Source organism: Mesorhizobium sp. WSM4832 (assembly GCF_055811115.1).
Window position 1 is genome coordinate 391266 of sequence record NZ_JBVVQH010000001.1, and the last position, 19897, is coordinate 411162.

Genomic DNA, 19897 nt, shown 5'->3' on the forward strand with positions numbered 1-19897 from the left:
GACCGGCATGCGCTATCCGCCCCTTGATCGCCCACCGCGATCAGTCGAGTTCAAAAATGTCCCTGGCTGGTTTCCGGGCTCTGGAGTTGCCCTTGCGGGGCGGTCGCGACACCTTCCCAGGCCAAGGCCCAGTGGTCTCCCGTTGCGACTTCACTCCACCACCGTTGCGGGGGCAGCGCCGGATTTCGACCGGCTTCCCAATTCTCCGCCCCGTCACGACGCAGCGGCACCTGAGATGGCCTGATCTAATCACGGAGCAGAGAGCGCCGTCGGCATGAAAGCGACATCGCATCCATGCGGCGCGACACGGGCGGCAAGTGAGTTCGCTTCAGTCTGAATCCTGGCCCCGGAGCCAGTCGAATCGACCGTCGCAATGGGGGGAAATAGTTAACAGTATCAAAAAGTGACTATTAGCAGATCCTAAAATCGAACCGAACGGTTCGTTTCTGTTGACGGTGCGTGCAATAGGGGGTGAACGCTGTCGCTATGACACACTCGGTGAGCCAAGCGGCATATTCATCTAAATAATTGAATTAAAAAGAGAAAAATAGATCGTAGGCATGCTTATGACAATTTCAAGGTGTGGATTCATGGTCCAGCCGGAAAAACTTCGTGATTGGAATCCGGCGGTCGGCTCACCCAAATCAGCGCTGTCCGAACGACGCGATTTCATTCCCAAGACACGCCGCTAGACGGACTGAATAAAAATACTGGAGTAGCAAAAATGAAAAAGATTGTTCTCACTGCCGCGGCCCTTCTGGCAATTTCCGGCAACGCCTTTGCTGGTAGCGACCATTACAACCCGAATGAAGGCAACCAGGCGGCCGCTTCGGTCGACTCGTCCTACACGGCCTCGGTCCGCAAGGCGGAGCCGGCCGCGCAGAACCCCGTTAAGACGGGTGCCGACCACAACCTCTTCGGCAACAACTAACAGCCGATTCAGGACCGGCGGCGGGTGCGCCCGCCGTCTTGGCCCGACAGGAATTCAGGAGTACTGAAAATGAAGAAGATCCTTCTTGCCACCGCGGCCCTGATGGCCGTTTCCACGGCTGCTTTTGCAGGCAGCGACAATTACAACAACAGTGGCGTCAACCAGCCGGCTCCGGCCGTCGACACCACGCGCACCTCGTCGATCCGCGACGACTCGACGGTTTACAAGCTGCTGAACTCGTCGCGTGACGTGCAGAAGTCGGCTCCGCAGGGTGCAGACCGCGACCACTTCGGCAACCGTTAACAGCCGACTGCGATTAAAATAGAAGCGGCGGCCATGGCCGCCGCTTCTTCGTTGCGGCAGGCGCTTTGCGCGCTCAGGCCGCCTTCGCTTCCTCGCGATGCAGCGTGAAGGAGTGGCCGTCCGTGTCGAAGATGTGCAGATCGCCGGCGCCGGCGTTGAGCCGCAGGGTCTCGCCGCGCTTGACCTCGACATTGCCCGGCAGCTTGGTCACCAATGGCAGGTCGGTGCGGCCGATATCGACATAGACAAGCTGAACCTCGCCAAGCTGCTCGATATAGTCCACCTTGCCTTCGAACAGATAGTCCGCGCCGGTGGCGATCGCGAGATCCTCCGGCCGCACGCCGAAGCTGACCGCGGCACCGCTTGCCGAAGCCGGCGTCGCGATCGGCACAGTCGCCTTGCGGCCGCCGACATGGCTGACCACGGTCGGATTGCCGGCCTTCTCGATCTTGGCCGGCAATATGTTCATGGCCGGCGAGCCGATGAACTGGGCCACAAACAGGTTCCCGGGCCGTTTGTACAGCTCCATCGGCGTGCCGACCTGCTCGACGACGCCATCCTTCAGCACCACGATGCGGTCCGCCAGCGTCATCGCCTCGACCTGGTCGTGTGTGACGTAGATCATCGTCGTGTTCGGCATCGATTCCTTGAGCTTGGCGATCTCGATGCGGGTGGCGACGCGAAGTGCTGCGTCGAGGTTCGACAGCGGCTCGTCGAACAGGAACACTTTCGGGTTGCGCACGATGGCGCGGCCGATGGCGACACGCTGGCGCTGGCCGCCCGACATCGCCTTGGGCAGGCGGTCGAGATATTTGGTCAGCTGCAGGATTTCGGCCGCCTGCCGCACCCGCTTGTCGATCTCCGCCTTGCTTTCCTTGCCGATCTTCATCGAGAAGGCCATGTTGTCGTAGACCGTCATATGCGGATAGAGCGCGTATGACTGGAACACCATGGCGATGCCCCGCTTCGACGGCGGCACGTCGTTCACCACCTCGCCGTCGATCTTCAGCTCGCCCGAGGTGATCTCCTCAAGGCCGGCGATCGACCTGAGCAAGGTCGACTTGCCGCAACCCGACGGCCCGACAAAGACGATGAACTCGCCCGATTTGATGTCGAGGTCGATGCCGTGGAGAATGTTGAGGTTGCCGTATGATTTCTTCACCTGGTTGAGCGTGACATCGGCCATGATTTTCTCCTCCCGTTAATCTCTGTCTGCAAGTTCAGTCGATTCGCCCGAACCAGGCGCCGTATCCGCCGAGGCGGACCGGCCCGCTGCCAGTCTGTCCCGAAAAGCCATGTCCGGGCAAGGGTTGCAGCGCGCCTTGGCCAAGATTGACCACGGCGGGCTTGCTGCCGAGGTTGAAAGCGCAGACGATCCGCTCGTTGCCCTCGCGGCGAGTGAAGGCGACGGTGTCGCCATCGCTTTCGATAAAGTCGATGTCGCCCTTGGCCAGCGCCGGATGCTGGCGCCGGAAGGCGAGGAAGCGACGGTAATGCTCGAGCAGCGAGCTTGCATCGCCCTGTTGCACATTGACGGCTTGCGAAAGGTGCTTGCCCGGCACCGGCAGCCAGGGTTTGGCGGTCGAGAAGCCGCCATTCTTGGCCGCGGCTTCCCACACCATCGGCGTGCGGCAGCCGTCGCGGCCCTTGAATTCCGGCCAGAAGCGGATGCCGTAGGGGTCTTGCAGGTCTTCGAATTTCAGCTCCGCCTCGCCAAGGCCGAGCTCTTCGCCTTGATAGATGCAGACCGAGCCGCGCAGCGACATCAACAGCGCCGAGATCACCTTGAGATAGGCGGTCGGATCGGCCTCGTTGGCGGCCCAGCGCGAGGCCACGCGCATCACGTCATGGTTGGAGAAGGCCCAGCACGACCAGCCGTCGCTGGCGACCGTGCCGAAAGCCTCCAGCACCGCGCGCGCTTTCGCGGCGCTGATCTTCTCCGGCGCCAGGAAGTCGAAGGAATAGCACATATGCACGCGCTTGCCGTCGGCGGTGTAGGCGGCGACCACTTCAAGGCCGCGTTGTGAATCGCCGACCTCGCCGACGGCAGCCTGCGCCGGATATTCGTCGAGCAGCGCGCGAAAACGCTCGAGGAAGCCGAGGTTCTCCGGCCGGCTCTTGTCGTAGATATGGTCCTGGTAGTTGTAGGGATTGACCGCGGGCGCGGTCTGGTCGTTGCGCTGTTCCGGCGGCAGCGGCGGATTGTCCTCCAGCCCCCGGCTGTGGAAATAGAAGTTGATCGTGTCGAGGCGGAAGCCGTCGACGCCGCGCTCCAGCCAGAAGCGGGTGATGTCGAGCAGCGCGTCCTGGACTTCTGCGTTGTGGAAGTTGAGGTCGGGCTGCTCGGCCAGGAAATTGTGCATGTAATATTGCTGGCGGCTGGTGTCCCACTGCCAGGCCGAGCCGCCGAAGATCGACAGCCAGTTGTTGGGCGGCGTGCCGTCGGGCTTGGCGTCGGCCCACACATACCAGTCGGCTTTCGGATTGCCGCGGCTCGAGCGGCTTTCCTTGAACCAGGGGTGGATGTCGGCGGTGTGCGACAGCACCTCGTCGATCATCACCTTGAGGCCCAGCCGATGGGCTTCCGCCACCAGCGCGTCGAAATCGGCTAGCGTGCCGAACATCGGGTCGACGTCGCAATAATCCGACACGTCGTAGCCGAAATCCTTCATCGGCGACTTGAAGAAGGGCGAGATCCAGATGGCGTCGACGCCGAGCGAGGCGATGTAGGGCAGGCGCCGCACGATGCCTTTCAGGTCGCCGATGCCGTCGTCGTTCGAGTCCTGGTAGGAGCGCGGATAGATCTGGTAGATCACCGCGCCCCGCCACCAGTCGCGGTCGACGGCGGGGTCTGGTCTCGAAGTCGCCTTCAAAGCCGATTGCATGTCTTCAACCTCCTTTCACCGAGCCGGCAAGCAGCCCGCGGACGAAATAGCGCTGCAGCGAGAAGAACACGGCCAGCGGCACGATGATGGTGATGAATGCCGATGTCGTCAGGATCTCCCAGTTGCCGCCGCGCGAGCCGAGCAGCGCGTTGAGCTTGGCCGTCAGCACGATCTGATCGGGTGCCGTGCCGAGGAAAACCATCGCCACCAGGAGATCGTTCCATACCCACAGGAACTGGAAGATGGCGAAGGAGGCAAGCACCGGGAAGGACAGCGGCAGCACGATCTTGACGAAGATCTCGAAGTCGCTAGCGCCGTCGATCCGCGCCGATTCCATGATCTCGCGCGGCAGACCGGCAATATAGCTCCTGAGCAGGTAGATGGCGAAAGGCAGGCCGAAGCCGGTATGCGCCAGCCAGATGCCGAGATAGGTCTTGGACGGCACGCCGAAGAAGGTGCCGACGCCGTTGTAGAGCTTGAGCAGCGGGATCAGCGACATCTGCAGCGGCACAACCAGCAGGCCGATGATGACGGCAATCAACAGCGCCCGGCCCGGAAAGCGCATCCAGGCCAATGCATAGGCCGCGAAGGCCGCGATCAGGATGGGGATGATCGTTGCCGGGATGGTCACCGTCAACGAGTTCATGAACGAGCGGCCGATGCCTTCGGAAAACAGCACGGCGTGATAGTTCTCCGAGGTGAATTTCGGCGGCGCGGAGGAGGCGAAATAGACGCGTTGGCCACGCTCGCCCTCGAAGGCTTTCGGCGAGGCGAGCACGAAGCCGCCATCCGCATTCACCTGCAAGGTGACGCCGTCGCCAAGATCGGCCGCTGTGCCGGCCTTGTATTGTGTCGGTGTCGCCGCCTTGAAGCCGAAGGCGCTTATGTCGCGCTTGGCGCCATCGCCGAAGATGTTGCCTTCGATCACATACTTGCCGTCCTTCTGCACCTGCGCCGAGGCGGCCGGCAGCCGCCCAGCCTCGGTTTGGCTGGAACTGGCGAAGGAATTCCACCAGCCCGACGCCACGATCTGGTCCTTGTCGCGCAGCGATGAGACGAGAATGCCGAGTGTCGGGATGGTCCAGATCACCACAAAGACGAGCACGGCGATATGGACGCCGAACCGGCCGGCGAAGGACTTTCCGCGGGTCGCAGCCATCTCAATGCCCTCCCGTCTCTTTGTTGGCCTGGCGGATGTTCCAGACCATGATCGGGATGACCGCGATCATGATGATGATCGCGATTGTCGCCCCGCGGCCGAAATCGCCGCCGCCGCGGAACATCCAGTCGAACATCAGGTTGGCGAGCACCTGGCTGTTCCATTGGCCGTTGGTCATGGTCAGCACGATGTCGAACACCTTCAGCACCAGGATGGTGATGGTGGTCCAGACAACGGCGATGGTGCCCCAGATTTGCGGCACCATGATCTTCCAGAAGATCTGGAACGGGTTGGCGCCGTCGATGACCGCCGCCTCCAGCGTCTCCTCCGGAATACCGCGCAGCGCCGATGACAGGATCACCATGGCAAAGCCGGTCTGGATCCAGATCAGGATGATCATCAGGAAGAAATTGTTCCAGAACGGCAGCGATATCCACACCTGCGGCTGGCCGCCGAAATACTGGATGATGGCGTTGAGCAGGCCGATCTGCACCTGGCCCTCGCCGCGATACTCGTAGATGAACTTCCAGATCACGCTGGCGCCGACGAAGGAGATGGCCAGGGGCAGGAAGATCAGGCTCTTGGCGATCGTGCCCCACCAGATCTTGTCGGTGAGCACGGCAATGATCAGCCCGAGGAAGGTGCAGGCCGCCGGCACCACCGCCAGCCAAAGGACATTGTTCAGGATCGAGTTGCGGAAGTCGTGGTCGCCGAACGCCCATTTGTAGTTGGCCAGTCCGACGAAATTCGCGCCGCCGCGATCGAGGAAGGAGAGCCTCAGCGTCTCGATCACGGGATAGATCAGATAGATGGTGAGGATGATCATCGCCGGGCCGACGAACAGCCACGGCCGCACCAGCCCTTGCCGGCGGAGATTGTCGACGGCGGCAGTGCCGGAGACGCCGCGCGACGGGAAGACAAGATCGAGTAGTTTGTTGGCGCCCCAGAAATAGGCGACACAGCCGCCGACGCCGATGATGATGACGAATATGGCCGAGAAAATCTGAGTCGCCATGGGTCCCTCTCCCTGCGTACCACCAGTCAGCCAAGGCTGGCGACCGGATGCACCGACTTTCGGTAATTCGAAACGGGAAGGCTTCCGGCGTGGACCGCCGGTCGGACCCGGGCCGTAGCCCGGATCCAGTAGGAGGATGAGGAGGATCTCAGAGCAATTCCAGGAAAAGGCTCGGCGACTTCGCTGTAGCCTTCCGCCCGGAATTGCATCCAAACCCGGGCCGCGCGCGACCCGTTTGCCGGTTGCCTACTTGATTGCATCCCAGCTTTTCTGGATGCCGTCGGCGACGTCCTGCGCGGACTTGCCGCCGACCAGGTCGATCATGCCGGTCCAGAACGAGCCCGCGCCGACCTTGCCGGGCATCAGGTCGGAGCCGTCGAACCGCACGGTCGTGGCCCCGACGAGGATCTCGCCCTGTTTCTTCAGCGCATCGCTGCCATAGGCGTCCTTGTTGGCCGCCTTGAACGGGGTGACGAAGCTCTTCTGCGCCATCCACAATTCATGCGCGAGCGGCATTTCGAGGAACTTGATGAATTCACGCGAGGCCTTGGAGTCCTTGGTGATCATCACCAGCGTCCCGGCCACTTCCAGCGGCGTGCCCAGTTCCGGCTTGGAGGCGTAAGCCGGGTAGGGGAAGAAGTCCGCATCCTGGCCGAGCTTCACGTTCTCGGGGAAGAAGGAGGGGATGAACGAGGCCTGATGGTGCATGTAGCACTTGGGCGGCACGGTGAAGAGGCCCTTCGGGCTGTCGCGGAAGTCGGTCGCCGCGACCGCTTTGGCGCCGCCGTCCACCATCTTGTCGTCGGTGGCTATCTTGCCGAAGATGTCGATGGCGTTGACCACCGCCGGGTCGGTGAACGGGATCTCGTTCTTCACCCACTTGTCGTAGACTTCCGGCGGCTGCGTGCGCAGCATGATGTCCTCGACCCAGTCGGTCGCAGGCCAGCCGGTTGCGCCGCCCGAGCCGAGCCCGATGCACCAGGGCTTGCCGCCGTCGGCGACGATCTTCTTTTCAAGATCGGCGAGTTCTTCCTGGGTCTTCGGCACCTTGTAGCCGGCCTCGTCGAAATTGTCGGGCGAGTACCAGACCAGCCCCTTCACGTCGATCTTGTAGGGGAAGGCGTAGAAGCCGGGCTTGCCGTCCTTGCCATTATAGGTGCCGAGCTTGGCCCAGGATTCGCCGGCGGCGTAGTTTTCCTTGATCCAGGCGGCGACGTCGTCGCCGAGTGGGGTCAGCACGCCCTTGGAAGCAAGATCCTGGATGAGGCCGGGCTGCGGCAGGACGGCGATGTTAGGCGGGCTGCCGGCCTGGGTGTCGATGACGATCTGCTGCTCATAGTTCTCGGACGAGGAATATTTCACTTCCGCGCCAGTCGCTTCCTGGAAATAGTCGAGAACGGAACGGACAAGCGTCTCGTCCTCGCCGCGCCACGGTCCGAAGATCGTCAGCGTCTCGCCCTTGAGGTCGACCTTCTTGAGGTCGTCGTAATTCGCCCAGTGAAACTTCGGATCCTCGCCCGGCTTGAACTTCAAATCGGCTTGCGCCGGCAGGCTGAGGGTGAGCGCCGCGAACGCCGCGCCCAAGAGAAGCATTTTCTTCATCGCAAGTCCTCCCAATGGTCACAAACAGGACGAAACCTCCATTTCGTCCGCCGACGCCCGTGGAACTGTGACTCAGCGAAAGGATAACCGCAACCTTTCGAAGAGACTTCCAAAGCGCTTTGGCTATTCTGATCTCGCCATTGAATCATCTGGAAGTCAAGGGGTGAGTTCATCAATCGATTTAAATCCTGAAGGATTGGACAAGGAAAGTGCGCTGCAGCATGGTTTTTTGGCGCTGCAGCAGCAATTTTGCTTCAAACCGCGCCGGTCCACCTCTAAGCTCATCATGCTTGGCGATCTCGCCAACAATCATCGGATCGATTCAAATTGAAAGCGCTTTGAGGCTGGAGGCCTCCGATGAACCTCAAGCAACTCTCGCATATGCTGTCGCTCTCGCAGACCACCGTGAGCCGGGCGCTGAACGGCTATCCCGAGGTCAGCGAGGAAACCCGGCGCCGGGTAGTGGATGCCGCCAAGCGGCACGGCTACCGGCCGAACCCCAGCGCGCGCCGCCTCGCCACCGGCAAGTCGGGCATGATCGGCTATGTGTTGCCGACGGGTGCGGCCGTCGACATCGATCCGCATTTCGTCGAGTTCCTCTCCGGCCTCGGCGACTATGCCCGTTCGCATGAGCTCGACCTTGTGCTTTCGCCCGCCGATGCCGACGACGAGGAGACGACCTACCGGCGCATCGTCGCCAACCGGCAGGTCGACGCCGTCTACCTCTCCTCGCCGCGTCCGGCCGACAAGCGGCTGGCGCTGGTCAACACGCTGGGCATTCCCTTCATCGTCCATGGCCGCAGCGAGGGCTTCGACTTCGACTATCCCTATCTCGACATCGACAATGAGGGCGCCTTCCACGAAGCGGCGCGGCTGCTGATCCAACTCGGCCACAAGCGCCTGGCGCTGATCAACGGCAACGACCGCGAGACCTTCGCCATTCACCGCGAACGCGGCATGCGCCGGGCGCTTGCCGCGAGCGGGCTGGCGCTCGGCGAGCGTCATATTCGCTCGGCCACCATGACCGAGGAGAACGGCTATCGCGCCGCCAGACGCCTGCTTGAGGAGGACGAGGCGCCGACGGCGATCGTCTGCTCGAGCCTGATCATGGCGCTGGGCGTCGTGCGCGCCGTGCGCGATCTCGGCCTGACCATCCCGGGCGACCTATCGCTGGTCGCGCATGACGACGTCTTCCCCTGGCTGCGGCCGGAGAATTTCCCGGTGCCGCTGTCGACGACGCGCTCCTCGATCCGCCTCGCCGGCGCCCGCGTTGCAGAACGGCTCGCGGCGCGGATTTCGGGGTTGGAAGAGGGGGCGCGAGGCGAGGTCTGGCCGGTCGATCTGGTGGTCAGGGGCTCGGTGGCTGGGGCGCCGGGGTAGGGTCACGATCCAACAGCTTCCCCGACCGCCTCCTTTCCGGGCATCCTTTACTGTCCGTGGGACAACGGTCCGCCTTCGGCTGCTCCTGATGTTGGAAAGTGACAACCGGTAAGCCAGACCGTCAACCAGTTCTTCAGAGTGCGCCATTGCCGACATTCCCGTTCACCGCAGCGGATCCAATCCAGTACCCTGGGCCGCCGCCGAAGACTTCGGAGGTGGTGATTATTGGTGGCGGTGTTATCGGCGTAACGACGGCCCTTTTCCTTGCGAGCCGGAACATTCCGGTGACGCTGCTGGAAAAAGGCCGCGTTGCGGCCGAACAGTCCTCCCGAAATTGGGGGTGGATCAGAAAACAGGGACGAGACGCGGATGAACTGCCGATCGTCATCGAGGCTATTCGCCTGTGGCGGCAACTGGCTGAGGAATGTGGCGAAGACATCGGGCTGAACCAAACGGGCGTAACCTACCTGGCGAACTCCGACAAGGACATGGCCGGCTTCGAAACGTTCATGAAGATCGCCTCGACCCATCAGCTCGACACGCGCCTCCTGGACGGAGACGAAACCGCGAAGCTCATCAAAGGTATGTCGCGCAGGTTCAAGGGTGCGATGACGACGCCCTCCGACATGCGCGCGGAGCCTTGGCTGGCGGTGCCGGCACTTGCCCGGCTTGCCGTGCGAAAAGGCGTCAAAATCGCGGAGAATTGCGCAGCGCGAACCCTCGAAATCTCAGGTGGTAAAATCAAGGGCGTGTGGACCGAGGCGGGATACATCGAGGCCTCCAGCGTATTGGTCGCGGGTGGCGCGTGGTCATCCCTGTTCTTGCGCAGACACGGCGTCTCCATCCCCCAACTCAGCGTCAGGGTAACCGCAGCCGCAACGGAACCCCTGCCTGAAATCTATGCAGGTGCGGCGACTGACGAACGCATCGCTTTCAGGCGCCGGCAGGATGGCGGCTACACGCTCGCCGCAGGCGGCAGCCATCTGCATTACCTGGGACCTGACGCCTTCCGGCACGCTACCCAATATCTTCCCGCCCTCAGGGACAATCCGCTGGGAACGCGCTATTTCCCGTTCGCTCCGCCAGGCTACCCCGATGGCTGGTCGACCCCGCGCGATTGGGCGCCGGATTCAGAGAGTCCTTTCGAAAGAATGCGGGTGCTCAACCCAGCCCCTGAACCCGCCCGGCTTCGTTCGATCGAGCGCAATTTCAAACGGCTTTTCCCACAGTTCGAAACGGTTCGCTTGAAGGTCCGCTGGGGCGGTATGATCGACGCCATGCCTGACGTCGTCCCCGTCGTCGATCGCGTGGCGGCGATCGGCGGTCTTTTCGTCGCGACGGGAATGAGCGGCCACGGCTTCGGCATCGGGCCTGGCATAGGTCGCGTCGTCTCGGACATGATCCAGGGACATGAAACCGGGCACGATCTCAGCCGCTTTCGGCTGTCGCGCTTCTATGATGGAAGCCCTGTCCGGCTAGGTCCGGCTCTTTAAAGGGGCAACTGGTTGCTCCCATCCCGGCATTTTGAAGCCGACTGCCTGGACTCACTCCTTCGCCGCCCCGGCTGCCTTGATATCCAGCAGCCCATAACCAAAGTCATTGTCCCGTCCCTTGGGGCCAAGATCCCTGGCCGTGGCCGCCAGCGCCTTCTCGATGTCGTCGGCCGAGCGGTCGGGCGCGGCATGGATGAGGTTGGCGATGGCGCCGGACACGATCGCTGCGGCGAAGGAGGTTCCGGTCACGACGTCGGAGCCGGCGCCGCTCGGCGCCACCATTTCGACGCCGGGCGCGGAGAGGAAGACGTAGGCGCCACGATTGGCCTGCGGCATCAGCCCGTCCCTGGCGTCGGTGGCGGTGACGGCGATGACGCCGTCAAAGGCGGCCGGATAGCCATAGGGCGCCTTCGGGCCGTTGTTGCCAGCGGCCGCGACCAGTACGATGCCCAGCGCGCGGGCATTGCGGCAGGCGGTGCCGAGCAGGTCGTTCTTCGGACCGACGAAGCTCATATTGATGATGCGAACGTTCTGCTCCGCAGCCCAGTCGAGCGCCGACAGGATGACGTCCATCGTCGACTTGCCGCCTTCGAAGGCGCGTGCGTGATAGATCCTGGCGCCCGGCGCCATGCCTTCCAGCGGACCCACGCCGGCAATCAGCCCGTCGACCGAGGTGCCGTGGTCGCGCTTCTCGATCGGCACGTTGGGCATGGCGTCATATTGCTCGGCGATGACGCCGGCGAGAGCCGGATTGGTGTCGTCGATGCCGGTGTCGATGACGGCGACACGCACGTTCTCGCCGCTCGCCTGCTTCGAATCGAGCGCGATGCGCTCGAACGCGTAGTTCACGATGCCGGCCGCCTGTTGCAGCGAATAGATATGATTGGGTTCGCGCCGCTGCGTGCGGCCATCGGCTGCCAATTGCGCCAGCACCACGCCGACAGGCCGCCCGTCGGTGATGCCGAAACGCACGAGCGTGGTGCCGAGCAGAAGCGATTGGCGTTGCGCGCGAACCTGCAGGCCGAAGGAATTGGCAATCTGCTGGACGACGCCGGCATCGCCGTCGACCGTCACCAGCACCTCGTCGGGCACGAATTCACCGGTGATCGCGCGCGGCGGTTCGGCCAGATTGAGACCTTGAGGCGCCGTCACGGGGCCGCTCGGCGCGGGTGCCGGTGTGTTGGCGGAGCCGTTCGCTGACGATGTTCCATTCGAGGGCGCCGGCGTTTGCGGGGCGGCACCCGCCGGCGGATTGGGGAACAAATCGACGATCAGCGCCGGCAGGAACACCGCGCTGCCGGTGGTCGTGGCTATGCCCGGCGTTCCGCCGCCATTCTTGGCGCAGCCGTCCCCGGCCGCCTTTGTGCGGTCCAGGCAGTCGACCTGTTTTTGCGTCAGGTTGGGGTCATTGGTCTGCGCAAATGCAGGCGGGGCGACAAAGGCCGCCGCGAGGATTGCCGCGTGAAGAATGACTCTCGGCCTCGACGCAATTCCGAACGGAAAACCGCGGCGCACTTTTCCTGGAATTGCGTTAGCCGCCATCGTCCGGTTTCCTTCCCTGCATCACAGCATCCGCGAAAGGCTGGGCGGCAATGAGGCCGACAAGCCTGTCATAGTCGGCCGCCGTGCTGGCCGGGATCGCCAGGTGGAAAACGCCGTCCGCGGTCGGGCCGCCGGCGATCTTCAATCCGTTCTGGCCGAGGAAGGCGGCGATGTCGGCCATCTTCGCATCCGGCTTGAACTTGACCAGGGCGAAAGGCAGCTTGGCGAGGTCGTCCTGCGCGCCGGCCACCTCGAAATCGTTGCCCTTGCCGCCCGGCCGTTCGAAAGACTGGACCAGGACGAGCGCAAGCAGCGCCGCGGCGGCCGCCCAGGCGACGCCGGCTGGCATCGCCGTCACCCGGCCGAACAGGCTGGCAAGCCAAGACCGGCCGGCCGGCGTGCGCGCCGGGCCCGCTTCGGCGTCGAGCGCCTTGGCAAAGCGCGAGAGCGCGTCGGCGGGCGGCCGGATCGCCTCGTTGGCGGCGGCGGTGCCGGAAAACTCGGCCTCCGCTTCGCCAAGCGCGGCAAGCGCCGCAGGATCGGTGGCCAGCCATTCCTCGACGGCCTCCAGCTCGGCGCCTTCCAGCGAGCCGTTCAGATAGAACGGCAGCAGCGTTTCCATCTCGTCGCGGCGCGACATCTTTTCAGCGGCGCTCATGGCCACCCCCTGTCGTAACCGGCAGCCTTGAGGGCTTCGCCGAGTTTCTTGCGGGCGTAGAACATCCTGGTCTTGACGGTCGCGACCGGAATGCCGAGCACTTCGCCGATCTCGGTCACCGACTGCCCATGGTAGTAGGCAAGGTCGATCACCGTGCGGTGTTCTTCAGGCAAGGCATCGATAAAGCGGCGCAAGGCGGCGGCCTTGTCCTCCTTCATGGTCACGACTTCCGGCGTATCGGCGCCGTCGGGAACTTGCGCCGCGTCATCGTCGCCGATCCAGTCTTCCTTCTTCTTGCGCAGCGAGGACAGCGCTTTGAAGCGGGCGATGCCGAGCAGCCATGTCGAGACTTCAGAGCGTCCCTCGAAGCTGGGCGCCTGCTTCCACAGCTCCAGAAAGACCTCGTTTGCGATATCGTCGGCCATCAATTCCGATCCCGTCTGGCGCGCCACGAAGCGGTAGATCCGCGCGTGGTGACGCATGAACAGGAGCCGAACGGCGGCCCGGTCGCCCTTCGCGACCCGGTCTACAAGCGCGCGATCGGTTTCCGTCGCCGCATTCATGGCCGGTCGAGCCGCCTGGCTCCTCGAAGCTCTGTCGCTGATCGGTCCAAAAAGGTTCATCCTCCGCCAAGGAATTTTCGGAAGCTAACCGAAGAGCGGGGAGGTTGCCAGTAGGAGCGCCTTTCCTTCTCCCCTTGTGGGAGAAGGAAAGGCCGTACTCACCCCAAAAACACCTTCGCTTTCATCGTCTCGGGTATAGCCACCCCAAGCCGGCTCAGCACCGTCGGCGCCAGCTGCAGCTGGTCGAGCAGCGCGTCGGCCTCGGGGCCCTTCGCAGGTCCGAAATAATACAGCGCGAAATCCTGCATCTCGTCGTCATGGCCGCCGTGGTGGCCACGGTCCGTCTGGCCATGGTCGGCCGTCACGATCACCTCGTAGCCCGCCTGGCGCCACAAAGGCAGGAAGGCGGCGAGCATCGCATCCATGGCGTAGCAGGCATGATCCATCTCGTGGCAGTCATGGCCGAAGCGATGGCCCATCGAATCCAGCGTGCAGCTGTGCAGGATGCCGTAGTCGATGCCGTGGCGCTTCGCCAGCATGGTCAGCGTCGCGAACAGGTCGACGTCGCTCGGCGTCATCTGGTTCTTGAGATTGTAGCCGGTCATGGTGTGGAAGCGGCCATGCGTGATCGGCCCACCTGGCTCGTCGAACTCCATGTCCTCGACAAGGTCGAACGGGAAGCTACGGAAGAATTCTGACCAGTAGGAATGGGTCACGGCGCCCGTCTTGCCGCCGGCCTTGCTCACTTCCGAGAAGATATCCGGCTGCGTGACGCGAAAGCGCTTCTCGTTGGAAAGGATGCCGTGCACCTGCGGCGAAACCCCGGTGTGGATCGAGGCGTAGCAGCAGGCCGAGGTCGACGGCAGCACCGAGCGCATCTTCCAAACCTGCGCCTCGCCGGACTGCGCCCAGCCCTCGAGATTGCCCATCAGCCGGCGCCAGTTCCGGTAAGGCACGCCATCGAGGATGATGAGCAGCAGTTTGGATTTGGGCGCCACGGCGGTTCCATGCGGTCTTGCGGGAGAGATCAGCATCGAGGGCTTGGCCGGCCAAACCCGTCGATGCGGAGAGAAGAGGAAGCCAGCTTAAAGCGCGTCACGCTGAAACGGATTCAGGCGACGTGCTTTAGGTCTTTGTTTTGATGCATGTCGTTGTCCCAGAACCGCTGCACACTTCTGGGCGACATGCATTAGTTGCCGGCGCTCGCCATGCGCCGGCCCTTGATCGCCTTCTCCAGCCAGCCGATCTCCATCTCGGGCACGGAGGACAAGAGCAGATCCGTATAGGCGTCGAACGGCGGCGTCAGCACCTTGCTCTTGGCGCCGTAGCGCACCACTTCGCCGCGAAACATCACCGCGATCGAATCGGCGATCGACTTCACCGTCGCCAGGTCATGAGTGATGAATAGGTAGGCGACGCTCTCCTCTTTCTGCAGCTCGAGCAAAAGCTTCAGGATGCCGTTCGCCACCAGCGGGTCGAGCGCCGAGGTCACCTCGTCGCAGATGATCAGCTTCGGCTTGGCGGCAAGCGAGCGGGCGATGCAGACGCGCTGTTTCTGGCCGCCGGACAATTCGGCCGGGTAGCGGTCGGAAAAGCCCTTGCCCATCTCGATCTTGTCGAGCAGTTCGGCGACCCGCTTGTCGCGCTCGCGGCCGCGTATGCCGAAATAGAATTCCAGCGGCCGGCCGATGATGGTGCCGACGGTCTGGCGCGGGTTCATCGCCACGTCGGCCATCTGGTAGATCATCTGCAACTGGCGCAGATCCTCCTTCGGCCGGTCGGCAAGCCTGTTGGCAAGCGGTCGCCCATCGAAAGTGACCGTCCCTTCCTCCGGCGGCAAAAGCCCGGTTATGGCACGCGCCAGCGTCGACTTGCCGGAGCCGGACTCGCCGACGACAGCCAGCGTCTGGCCGGGATAGATGTCGACCGAGACGTTCTTCAGCACCTTGATGTGGCTGCGGCCATAGGCGGCGGTGACGTTCTTGACCGACAGGAATGGTGTCGTGCCGGGTTTCTGTTCGGCATGCTCGATCTCGTGCACCGACACAAGCGCGTTGGTGTATTCCTGGCGCGGCTCCTTGATGATCTGCCTTGTGCCGCCCCATTCGACCAGCCGGCCGTGGCGCAGCACCATGATCTCGTCCGATACCTGGGCGACGACGGCGAGGTCGTGGGTGATGTACAAAGCCGCCACATGCGTATCGCGGATGGCGTCCTTGATCGCCGCCAGCACGTCTATCTGCGTCGTCACGTCGAGCGCCGTGGTCGGCTCGTCGAAGACGATAAGGTCGGGCTCGGAACAGAGCGCCATCGCTGTCATCACGCGCTGCAGCTGGCCGCCCGACACCTGGTGCGGGAAGCGCTCGCCAATGGTTTCGGGATTGGGCAGGCTGAGCTTCTTGAACAGCGCGATGGCGCGTTTCTCGGCTTCGGCGCGTGTCGCCGTGCCGTGCAGCAGCGTGGCTTCCACCACCTGGTCCATCAGTCTGTGCGCCGGGTTGAAGGCCGCCGCCGCCGATTGCGCGACATAGCAGACCTCGCGGCCGCGCAGCCTGCGGAACCCTTCCTTGCCACCTTTGAGGATGTCGCGGCCGTTGAGGATCACCTCGCCGCCGGTGATGCGCACGCCGCCGCGGCCATAGCCCATCGACGACAGGCCGATGGTCGATTTGCCGGCGCCGGACTCGCCGATCAGGCCGAGCACCTTGCCCTTCTCCAGCGTCAGCGAGACGTCGTGGACGAGCACAATGTTCTTCGGCGCCTCGCCGGGCGGGAACACCGTCGCCTCGATGCGCAGATTGCGGATGTCGAGCAGCAGGCCGGATTTTGCTTTGCTGTCAGCCATCACCCACGCCCTCCCTTCAGGCTGGTCGTGCGGTTGAGCACCCAGTCGGCGACCAGATTGACCGAGATTGCCAGCATTGCGATCGCCGCCGCCGGGATCAGCGCGGCTGCTATGCCGAAGACGATGCCGTCCTTGTTCTCCTTGACCATGCCGCCCCAGTCGGCGTCCGGCGGTTGCACGCCAAGACCGAGGAAGGATAGCGTCGACAGGAACAGCACCGCATAGATGAAGCGCAGGCCGAGCTCGGAAACCAGCGGCGACAGCGCGTTGGGCAGGATCTCGCGGAAGATGATCCAGCCTTCGCCTTCGCCGCGCAGCTTCGCCGCCTCGACGTAATCCATGACGTTGATGTCGACGGCAACCGCGCGCGACAGGCGATAGACGCGGGTCGAGTCGAGAACGCCCATGACCAGGATGAGAGTCACCAGATTGGTTGGCAGCACCGAGAGCACGACAAGGCCCATGATCAGCGTCGGGATCGACATCAGGAGATCGACGAGGCGCGACAACAGCGTGTCGAACCAGCCGCCGAACACTGCCGCCGAGAAGCCGAGGATGGCGCCGAGCGAGAAGGACAGCGCGGTCGCCAGCACCGCGATGAACAAGGTGATGCGGGCGCCATAGATCATACGCGACAACAAATCGCGGCCGAGATTGTCGGTGCCCAGCCAATGCGTTGCCGACATCGGCTCCCAGACGTCGCCGACGATCTCGCCATTGCCGTGCGGCGCGATCCACGGTGCGAAGACCGCCGCCAGCACGAACATGGCCGTCAGCACGATACCGATCAATGCGGGGATGGGGATGCGTCTGATATCGAGCATGCCCGCCCCCTCACTTCGGATGTCTGAGACGCGGATTGGCGACGATCGCCGCAATGTCCGCGATGATGTTCAGGCTGATATAGACGGCGGCGAAGATCAGGCCGACCGCCTGCACCACCGGCACGTCGCGCTTGGTGACGTGGTCGACGAGATACTGACCCATGCCGGGGTAGACGAAGATCACTTCGACCACGACGACGCCGACGATCAGGTAGGCCAGGTTAAGCATGACCACGTTGATGATCGGCGCGATGGCGTTGGGAAAGGCGTGCTTGCGGATGACGGAGAAGGCCGAAAGCCCCTTGAGTTCCGCCGTCTCGACATAGGCTGACTGCATGACGTTCAGGATCGCGGCGCGCGTCATGCGCATCATGTGGGCCAGCACCACCAGCGTCAGCGCCGTCGCCGGCAGCGCGATCGCCTGCATGCGCTCGCCCAACGGCATGCCCTCATAGACCGTCGAGATGCCGGGGAAGATCTGGTACTTCACGGCGAAGAAATAGACGAGCACATAGCCGATGAAGAACTCGGGAAACGATGTCGAGGCGAGCGCCAGTCCCGAGATCAACTTGTCGACCCAGCCATTGCGGTAGCGCACCGCGATCAGGCCGAGGATGATTGCCAGCGGCACGGCCACGATCGCCGCCCAGAAGGCGAGGAACAGCGTGTTCCACAACCGCCCCTTGATCGACGTCGCGATATCCTGGCCGCTCGACATCGCCGTACCGAGGTCGCCGGTCAGCACGCCGCCCAGCCAATGGAAATAGCGTAGGTAAGCCGGCTGATTGAGACCAAGTTGCTCGCGCAGATTGGCGAGCGACTCCGGCGTCGCCGACTGTCCGAGAATGGCTTGCGCGACATCGCCGGGCAAGATCTGGGTGCCGGCGAAGATCAGGACCGAAACGGCCAGCAGGAGGAGGATGCCCAGCGCAATGCGCTGGGCCACCAGTTTCACGACGGGTGAGGACATATCCGCAAGGCCAAGCTCAAGCTTCGAGCCAGCACTTCGCGAGCGCGTAGCCGTTCATCAGCTCCTGATGCGGATCGTCGACCCAGCCGCCGACCTTGGCGCCGGTGGCGTCGATGAACTGGTTGAACATCGGCAGGATCAGGCCGCCCTCGTCGCGCACCATGACGGCCATGTCGTGGTACATCGCCTTGCGCTTGGCCTCGTCGAGCTCGGCGCGCGCCGCCAGCACCATCTTGTCGAAATCGGGACGCTTGAAACGCGTATCGTTCCAGTCGGCGGTCGACAGATAGGCGGTCGAGTACATCTGGTCCTGCGTCGAGCGGCCGCCCCAGTAGGAGGCGCAGAAGGGCTGCTTGTTCCAGACTTCGTTCCAGTAGCCGTCACCGGGCTCACGCTTGAGCTCGATCTTGATGCCGGCCTTGGCGGCGCTCTGCTGGAACAGCTGCGAGGCATCGACCGCGCCCGGGAAGGCGACGTCCGAGGTCCTCAGCAGCACGGTGCCGTCATGGCCCGACTTCTTGTAGTGGAACTTGGCCTTGTCCGGATCGTACTTGCGCTGTTCGATTTCGCTGAACAGCGGATAGGACGCGTTGATCGGGAAGTCGTTGCCGAGCGAGCCGTAGCCGCGCAGGATCTTGTCCAGCATCTCCTCGCGGTCGATCGCCAGCTTCAACGCCATCCTGAGGTCGTTGTTGTCGAACGGCGCCGTATTGCAATGCATGATGAAGACATAGTGACCAGGGCCGGCATGGTTGCGGATGGTGACGCCTGGCAGACGCTTGATCAGATCGACGATCTTCGGCTCGACGCGATTGATCATGTTGACTTGGCCGCCCTGCAGGGCTGCCGTGCGCGCCGTCGCGTCGTTGATGACGATGATCTCGATCTGGTCGGCATGGCCCATCTTGTCGCCTTGCCAATAATTGGCGAAGCGCTCGCCGCCATGGCGCACGCCGGGCTCGTTGGTGGTGACCTTGTACGGGCCGGCCGAGATGCCGGCATCGGCCTTGTCCTTGCCACCATTGGGCTGCACGATCAGGTGATAGTCGCTGAGCAGGTAGGGAAGGTCGGCATTCGGCTCCTTCAAGGTCAGCACGACTTCCTTGCCGTTGGCCTTGATGGTCTCGATGCCCTTCATGTAGCCGAGCGCGCCGGACTTCGACTTCTCGTCTGAATGGCGCTCGAGCGTGGCGGCCACGTCCTCGGCCGTCACCGTCTTGCCGTTGTGGAATTCGACGCCGTCACGAATCTTCAGCGTCCAAACCTTGGCATCGTCCGAGGAGCCGATCTCCTCGGCGATGCGATTCTCGAGCTTGCCCTCCGGCGAAAGCTCGACGATCAGTTCGCCCCACATCTTGCCGAAAGCGAACGGCACCTGGGTCATGAACAGGGCCGGATCGAGGCTGTTGGTGGATTCGCCGCCGACAAGGCCGGCCTTCAGCGTGCCGCCCTTGACCGGGCCTTCCGCGCGAGCCGCACTGGAAAGCAGCATGTTGGCGAAGGGTGCGGTGACGCCGAGCGCGGCAGCACGGCCGAGAAAATCACGACGGCTCAGCTTGCCGGATGCAACGCGCCGGCTGAGGTATTCCAGTTCGTTCGACATTTATGAGTTCCTCACTCTGTTGGTTCGACCTTGTGGTCGTTTCTTGTTTCTTGTGAGGGGATAATGACCGCAAGGGAAAGCGGCAGGCAAGACCGAATGCGACATGCCGTGGCGTAAATCGTAC

General features: G+C 63.1%; 18 protein-coding genes and 1 riboswitch. Of the genes, 5 read left to right on the forward strand and 13 right to left on the reverse strand.

What is annotated here, in order from left to right:
- Window positions 1–47: 47 nt before the first annotated feature.
- Window positions 48–249, reverse strand: a riboswitch (cobalamin riboswitch).
- A 475-nt stretch (window positions 250–724) separates the two neighbouring features.
- Together AC0L2L_RS01865 and AC0L2L_RS01870 are read left to right on the forward strand one after the other, a co-directional pair.
- The gene (locus AC0L2L_RS01865; RefSeq protein ID WP_473575797.1) at window positions 725–931 is read left to right on the forward strand and encodes a DUF680 domain-containing protein; all 207 of its coding nucleotides are present in this window, start codon (window positions 725–727) and stop codon (window positions 929–931) included.
- A 69-nt stretch (window positions 932–1000) separates the two neighbouring features.
- Window positions 1001–1234: a DUF680 domain-containing protein gene (locus AC0L2L_RS01870; RefSeq protein ID WP_027169218.1), complete on the forward strand. Its 234-nt coding sequence runs from the start codon at window positions 1001–1003 to the stop codon at window positions 1232–1234.
- A 73-nt stretch (window positions 1235–1307) separates the two neighbouring features.
- Here the strand turns inward: AC0L2L_RS01870 and AC0L2L_RS01875 are convergent, their stop codons facing one another.
- The 5 genes from AC0L2L_RS01875 to AC0L2L_RS01895 form a co-directional block, all read right to left on the reverse strand.
- Window positions 1308–2420, reverse strand: coding sequence for an ABC transporter ATP-binding protein (locus AC0L2L_RS01875; RefSeq protein WP_473575799.1), 1113 nt, complete (start codon window positions 2418–2420; stop codon window positions 1308–1310).
- A gap of 34 nt (window positions 2421–2454) precedes the next feature.
- Window positions 2455–4119: a beta-galactosidase BglA gene (bglA, locus tag AC0L2L_RS01880; protein WP_473575801.1), complete on the reverse strand. Its 1665-nt coding sequence runs from the start codon at window positions 4117–4119 to the stop codon at window positions 2455–2457.
- Between the two features lie 4 nt (window positions 4120–4123).
- Window positions 4124–5278, reverse strand: a complete 1155-nt coding sequence (locus AC0L2L_RS01885) for a carbohydrate ABC transporter permease (protein WP_473575802.1) — start codon at window positions 5276–5278, stop codon at window positions 4124–4126.
- A gap of 1 nt (window position 5279) precedes the next feature.
- Window positions 5280–6293 (reverse strand): carbohydrate ABC transporter permease, encoded by a 1014-nt coding sequence (locus AC0L2L_RS01890; RefSeq protein ID WP_473575804.1) that lies wholly within the window; start codon window positions 6291–6293, stop codon window positions 5280–5282.
- Between the two features lie 246 nt (window positions 6294–6539).
- The gene (locus AC0L2L_RS01895; RefSeq protein ID WP_473575806.1) at window positions 6540–7895 is read right to left on the reverse strand and encodes an ABC transporter substrate-binding protein; all 1356 of its coding nucleotides are present in this window, start codon (window positions 7893–7895) and stop codon (window positions 6540–6542) included.
- Here AC0L2L_RS01895 and AC0L2L_RS01900 point away from each other — a divergent pair.
- The 3 genes from AC0L2L_RS01900 (at window position 7852) to AC0L2L_RS01910 (ending at window position 10768) form a co-directional block, all read left to right on the forward strand.
- The gene (locus AC0L2L_RS01900; RefSeq protein WP_473575807.1) at window positions 7852–8226 is read left to right on the forward strand and encodes a hypothetical protein; all 375 of its coding nucleotides are present in this window, start codon (window positions 7852–7854) and stop codon (window positions 8224–8226) included. The genes AC0L2L_RS01895 and AC0L2L_RS01900 overlap by 44 nt on opposite strands.
- A gap of 26 nt (window positions 8227–8252) precedes the next feature.
- Entirely contained in the window at window positions 8253–9275 is a 1023-nt protein-coding gene (locus tag AC0L2L_RS01905; RefSeq protein ID WP_473575809.1) for a substrate-binding domain-containing protein, read from the forward strand.
- A gap of 146 nt (window positions 9276–9421) precedes the next feature.
- Entirely contained in the window at window positions 9422–10768 is a 1347-nt protein-coding gene (locus tag AC0L2L_RS01910; protein WP_473575811.1) for an NAD(P)/FAD-dependent oxidoreductase, read from the forward strand.
- A gap of 51 nt (window positions 10769–10819) precedes the next feature.
- Here the strand turns inward: AC0L2L_RS01910 and AC0L2L_RS01915 are convergent, their stop codons facing one another.
- The 8 genes from AC0L2L_RS01915 to AC0L2L_RS01950 all read right to left on the reverse strand — a co-directional run bounded on the left by AC0L2L_RS01915 (window position 10820) and on the right by AC0L2L_RS01950 (window position 19773).
- Entirely contained in the window at window positions 10820–12310 is a 1491-nt protein-coding gene (locus AC0L2L_RS01915; RefSeq protein ID WP_473575812.1) for a S8 family serine peptidase, read from the reverse strand.
- The gene (locus tag AC0L2L_RS01920; protein ID WP_473575814.1) at window positions 12300–12968 is read right to left on the reverse strand and encodes an anti-sigma factor; all 669 of its coding nucleotides are present in this window, start codon (window positions 12966–12968) and stop codon (window positions 12300–12302) included. Before AC0L2L_RS01920 ends, AC0L2L_RS01915 begins: the two co-directional genes overlap by 11 nt.
- Window positions 12965–13531, reverse strand: a complete 567-nt coding sequence (locus AC0L2L_RS01925) for a sigma-70 family RNA polymerase sigma factor (protein WP_473575816.1) — start codon at window positions 13529–13531, stop codon at window positions 12965–12967. The genes AC0L2L_RS01920 and AC0L2L_RS01925 overlap by 4 nt, the downstream gene beginning before the upstream one ends.
- A 158-nt stretch (window positions 13532–13689) precedes the next feature.
- Entirely contained in the window at window positions 13690–14529 is an 840-nt protein-coding gene (locus tag AC0L2L_RS01930) for an alkaline phosphatase family protein (protein ID WP_473575817.1), read from the reverse strand.
- A gap of 191 nt (window positions 14530–14720) precedes the next feature.
- Window positions 14721–16376, reverse strand: coding sequence for an ABC transporter ATP-binding protein (locus AC0L2L_RS01935; protein WP_473575819.1), 1656 nt, complete (start codon window positions 16374–16376; stop codon window positions 14721–14723).
- Window positions 16376–17200: an ABC transporter permease gene (locus AC0L2L_RS01940; protein WP_027169205.1), complete on the reverse strand. Its 825-nt coding sequence runs from the start codon at window positions 17198–17200 to the stop codon at window positions 16376–16378. The genes AC0L2L_RS01935 and AC0L2L_RS01940 overlap by 1 nt, the downstream gene beginning before the upstream one ends.
- Before the next feature lie 10 nt (window positions 17201–17210).
- Window positions 17211–18170: an ABC transporter permease gene (locus AC0L2L_RS01945; protein WP_473575820.1), complete on the reverse strand. Its 960-nt coding sequence runs from the start codon at window positions 18168–18170 to the stop codon at window positions 17211–17213.
- 16 nt (window positions 18171–18186) lie between these two features.
- Complete coding sequence (locus AC0L2L_RS01950) at window positions 18187–19773, reverse strand: ABC transporter substrate-binding protein (RefSeq protein ID WP_473575821.1); 1587 nt, start codon at window positions 19771–19773, stop codon at window positions 18187–18189.
- Between the last annotated feature and the right edge of the window lie 124 nt (window positions 19774–19897).

What these genes read in the sequence shown, in the direction of transcription:
- AC0L2L_RS01865 (WP_473575797.1), top strand. Translation starts at nt 725, where the DNA reads ATGAAAAAGATTGTTCTCACTGCCGCGGCCCTTCTGGCAATTTCCGGC.
- AC0L2L_RS01870 (WP_027169218.1), top strand. Translation starts at nt 1,001, where the DNA reads ATGAAGAAGATCCTTCTTGCCACCGCGGCCCTGATGGCCGTTTCCACG.
- AC0L2L_RS01875 (WP_473575799.1), bottom strand. Translation starts at nt 2,420, where the DNA reads ATGGCCGATGTCACGCTCAACCAGGTGAAGAAATCATACGGCAACCTC.
- bglA (WP_473575801.1), bottom strand. Translation starts at nt 4,119, where the DNA reads ATGCAATCGGCTTTGAAGGCGACTTCGAGACCAGACCCCGCCGTCGAC.
- AC0L2L_RS01885 (WP_473575802.1), bottom strand. Translation starts at nt 5,278, where the DNA reads ATGGCTGCGACCCGCGGAAAGTCCTTCGCCGGCCGGTTCGGCGTCCAT.
- AC0L2L_RS01890 (WP_473575804.1), bottom strand. Translation starts at nt 6,293, where the DNA reads ATGGCGACTCAGATTTTCTCGGCCATATTCGTCATCATCATCGGCGTC.
- AC0L2L_RS01895 (WP_473575806.1), bottom strand. Translation starts at nt 7,895, where the DNA reads ATGAAGAAAATGCTTCTCTTGGGCGCGGCGTTCGCGGCGCTCACCCTC.
- AC0L2L_RS01905 (WP_473575809.1), top strand. Translation starts at nt 8,253, where the DNA reads ATGAACCTCAAGCAACTCTCGCATATGCTGTCGCTCTCGCAGACCACC.
- AC0L2L_RS01915 (WP_473575812.1), bottom strand. Translation starts at nt 12,310, where the DNA reads ATGGCGGCTAACGCAATTCCAGGAAAAGTGCGCCGCGGTTTTCCGTTC.
- AC0L2L_RS01920 (WP_473575814.1), bottom strand. Translation starts at nt 12,968, where the DNA reads ATGAGCGCCGCTGAAAAGATGTCGCGCCGCGACGAGATGGAAACGCTG.
- AC0L2L_RS01925 (WP_473575816.1), bottom strand. Translation starts at nt 13,531, where the DNA reads ATGAATGCGGCGACGGAAACCGATCGCGCGCTTGTAGACCGGGTCGCG.
- AC0L2L_RS01935 (WP_473575819.1), bottom strand. Translation starts at nt 16,376, where the DNA reads ATGGCTGACAGCAAAGCAAAATCCGGCCTGCTGCTCGACATCCGCAAT.
- AC0L2L_RS01940 (WP_027169205.1), bottom strand. Translation starts at nt 17,200, where the DNA reads ATGCTCGATATCAGACGCATCCCCATCCCCGCATTGATCGGTATCGTG.
- AC0L2L_RS01945 (WP_473575820.1), bottom strand. Translation starts at nt 18,170, where the DNA reads ATGTCCTCACCCGTCGTGAAACTGGTGGCCCAGCGCATTGCGCTGGGC.
- AC0L2L_RS01950 (WP_473575821.1), bottom strand. Translation starts at nt 19,773, where the DNA reads ATGTCGAACGAACTGGAATACCTCAGCCGGCGCGTTGCATCCGGCAAG.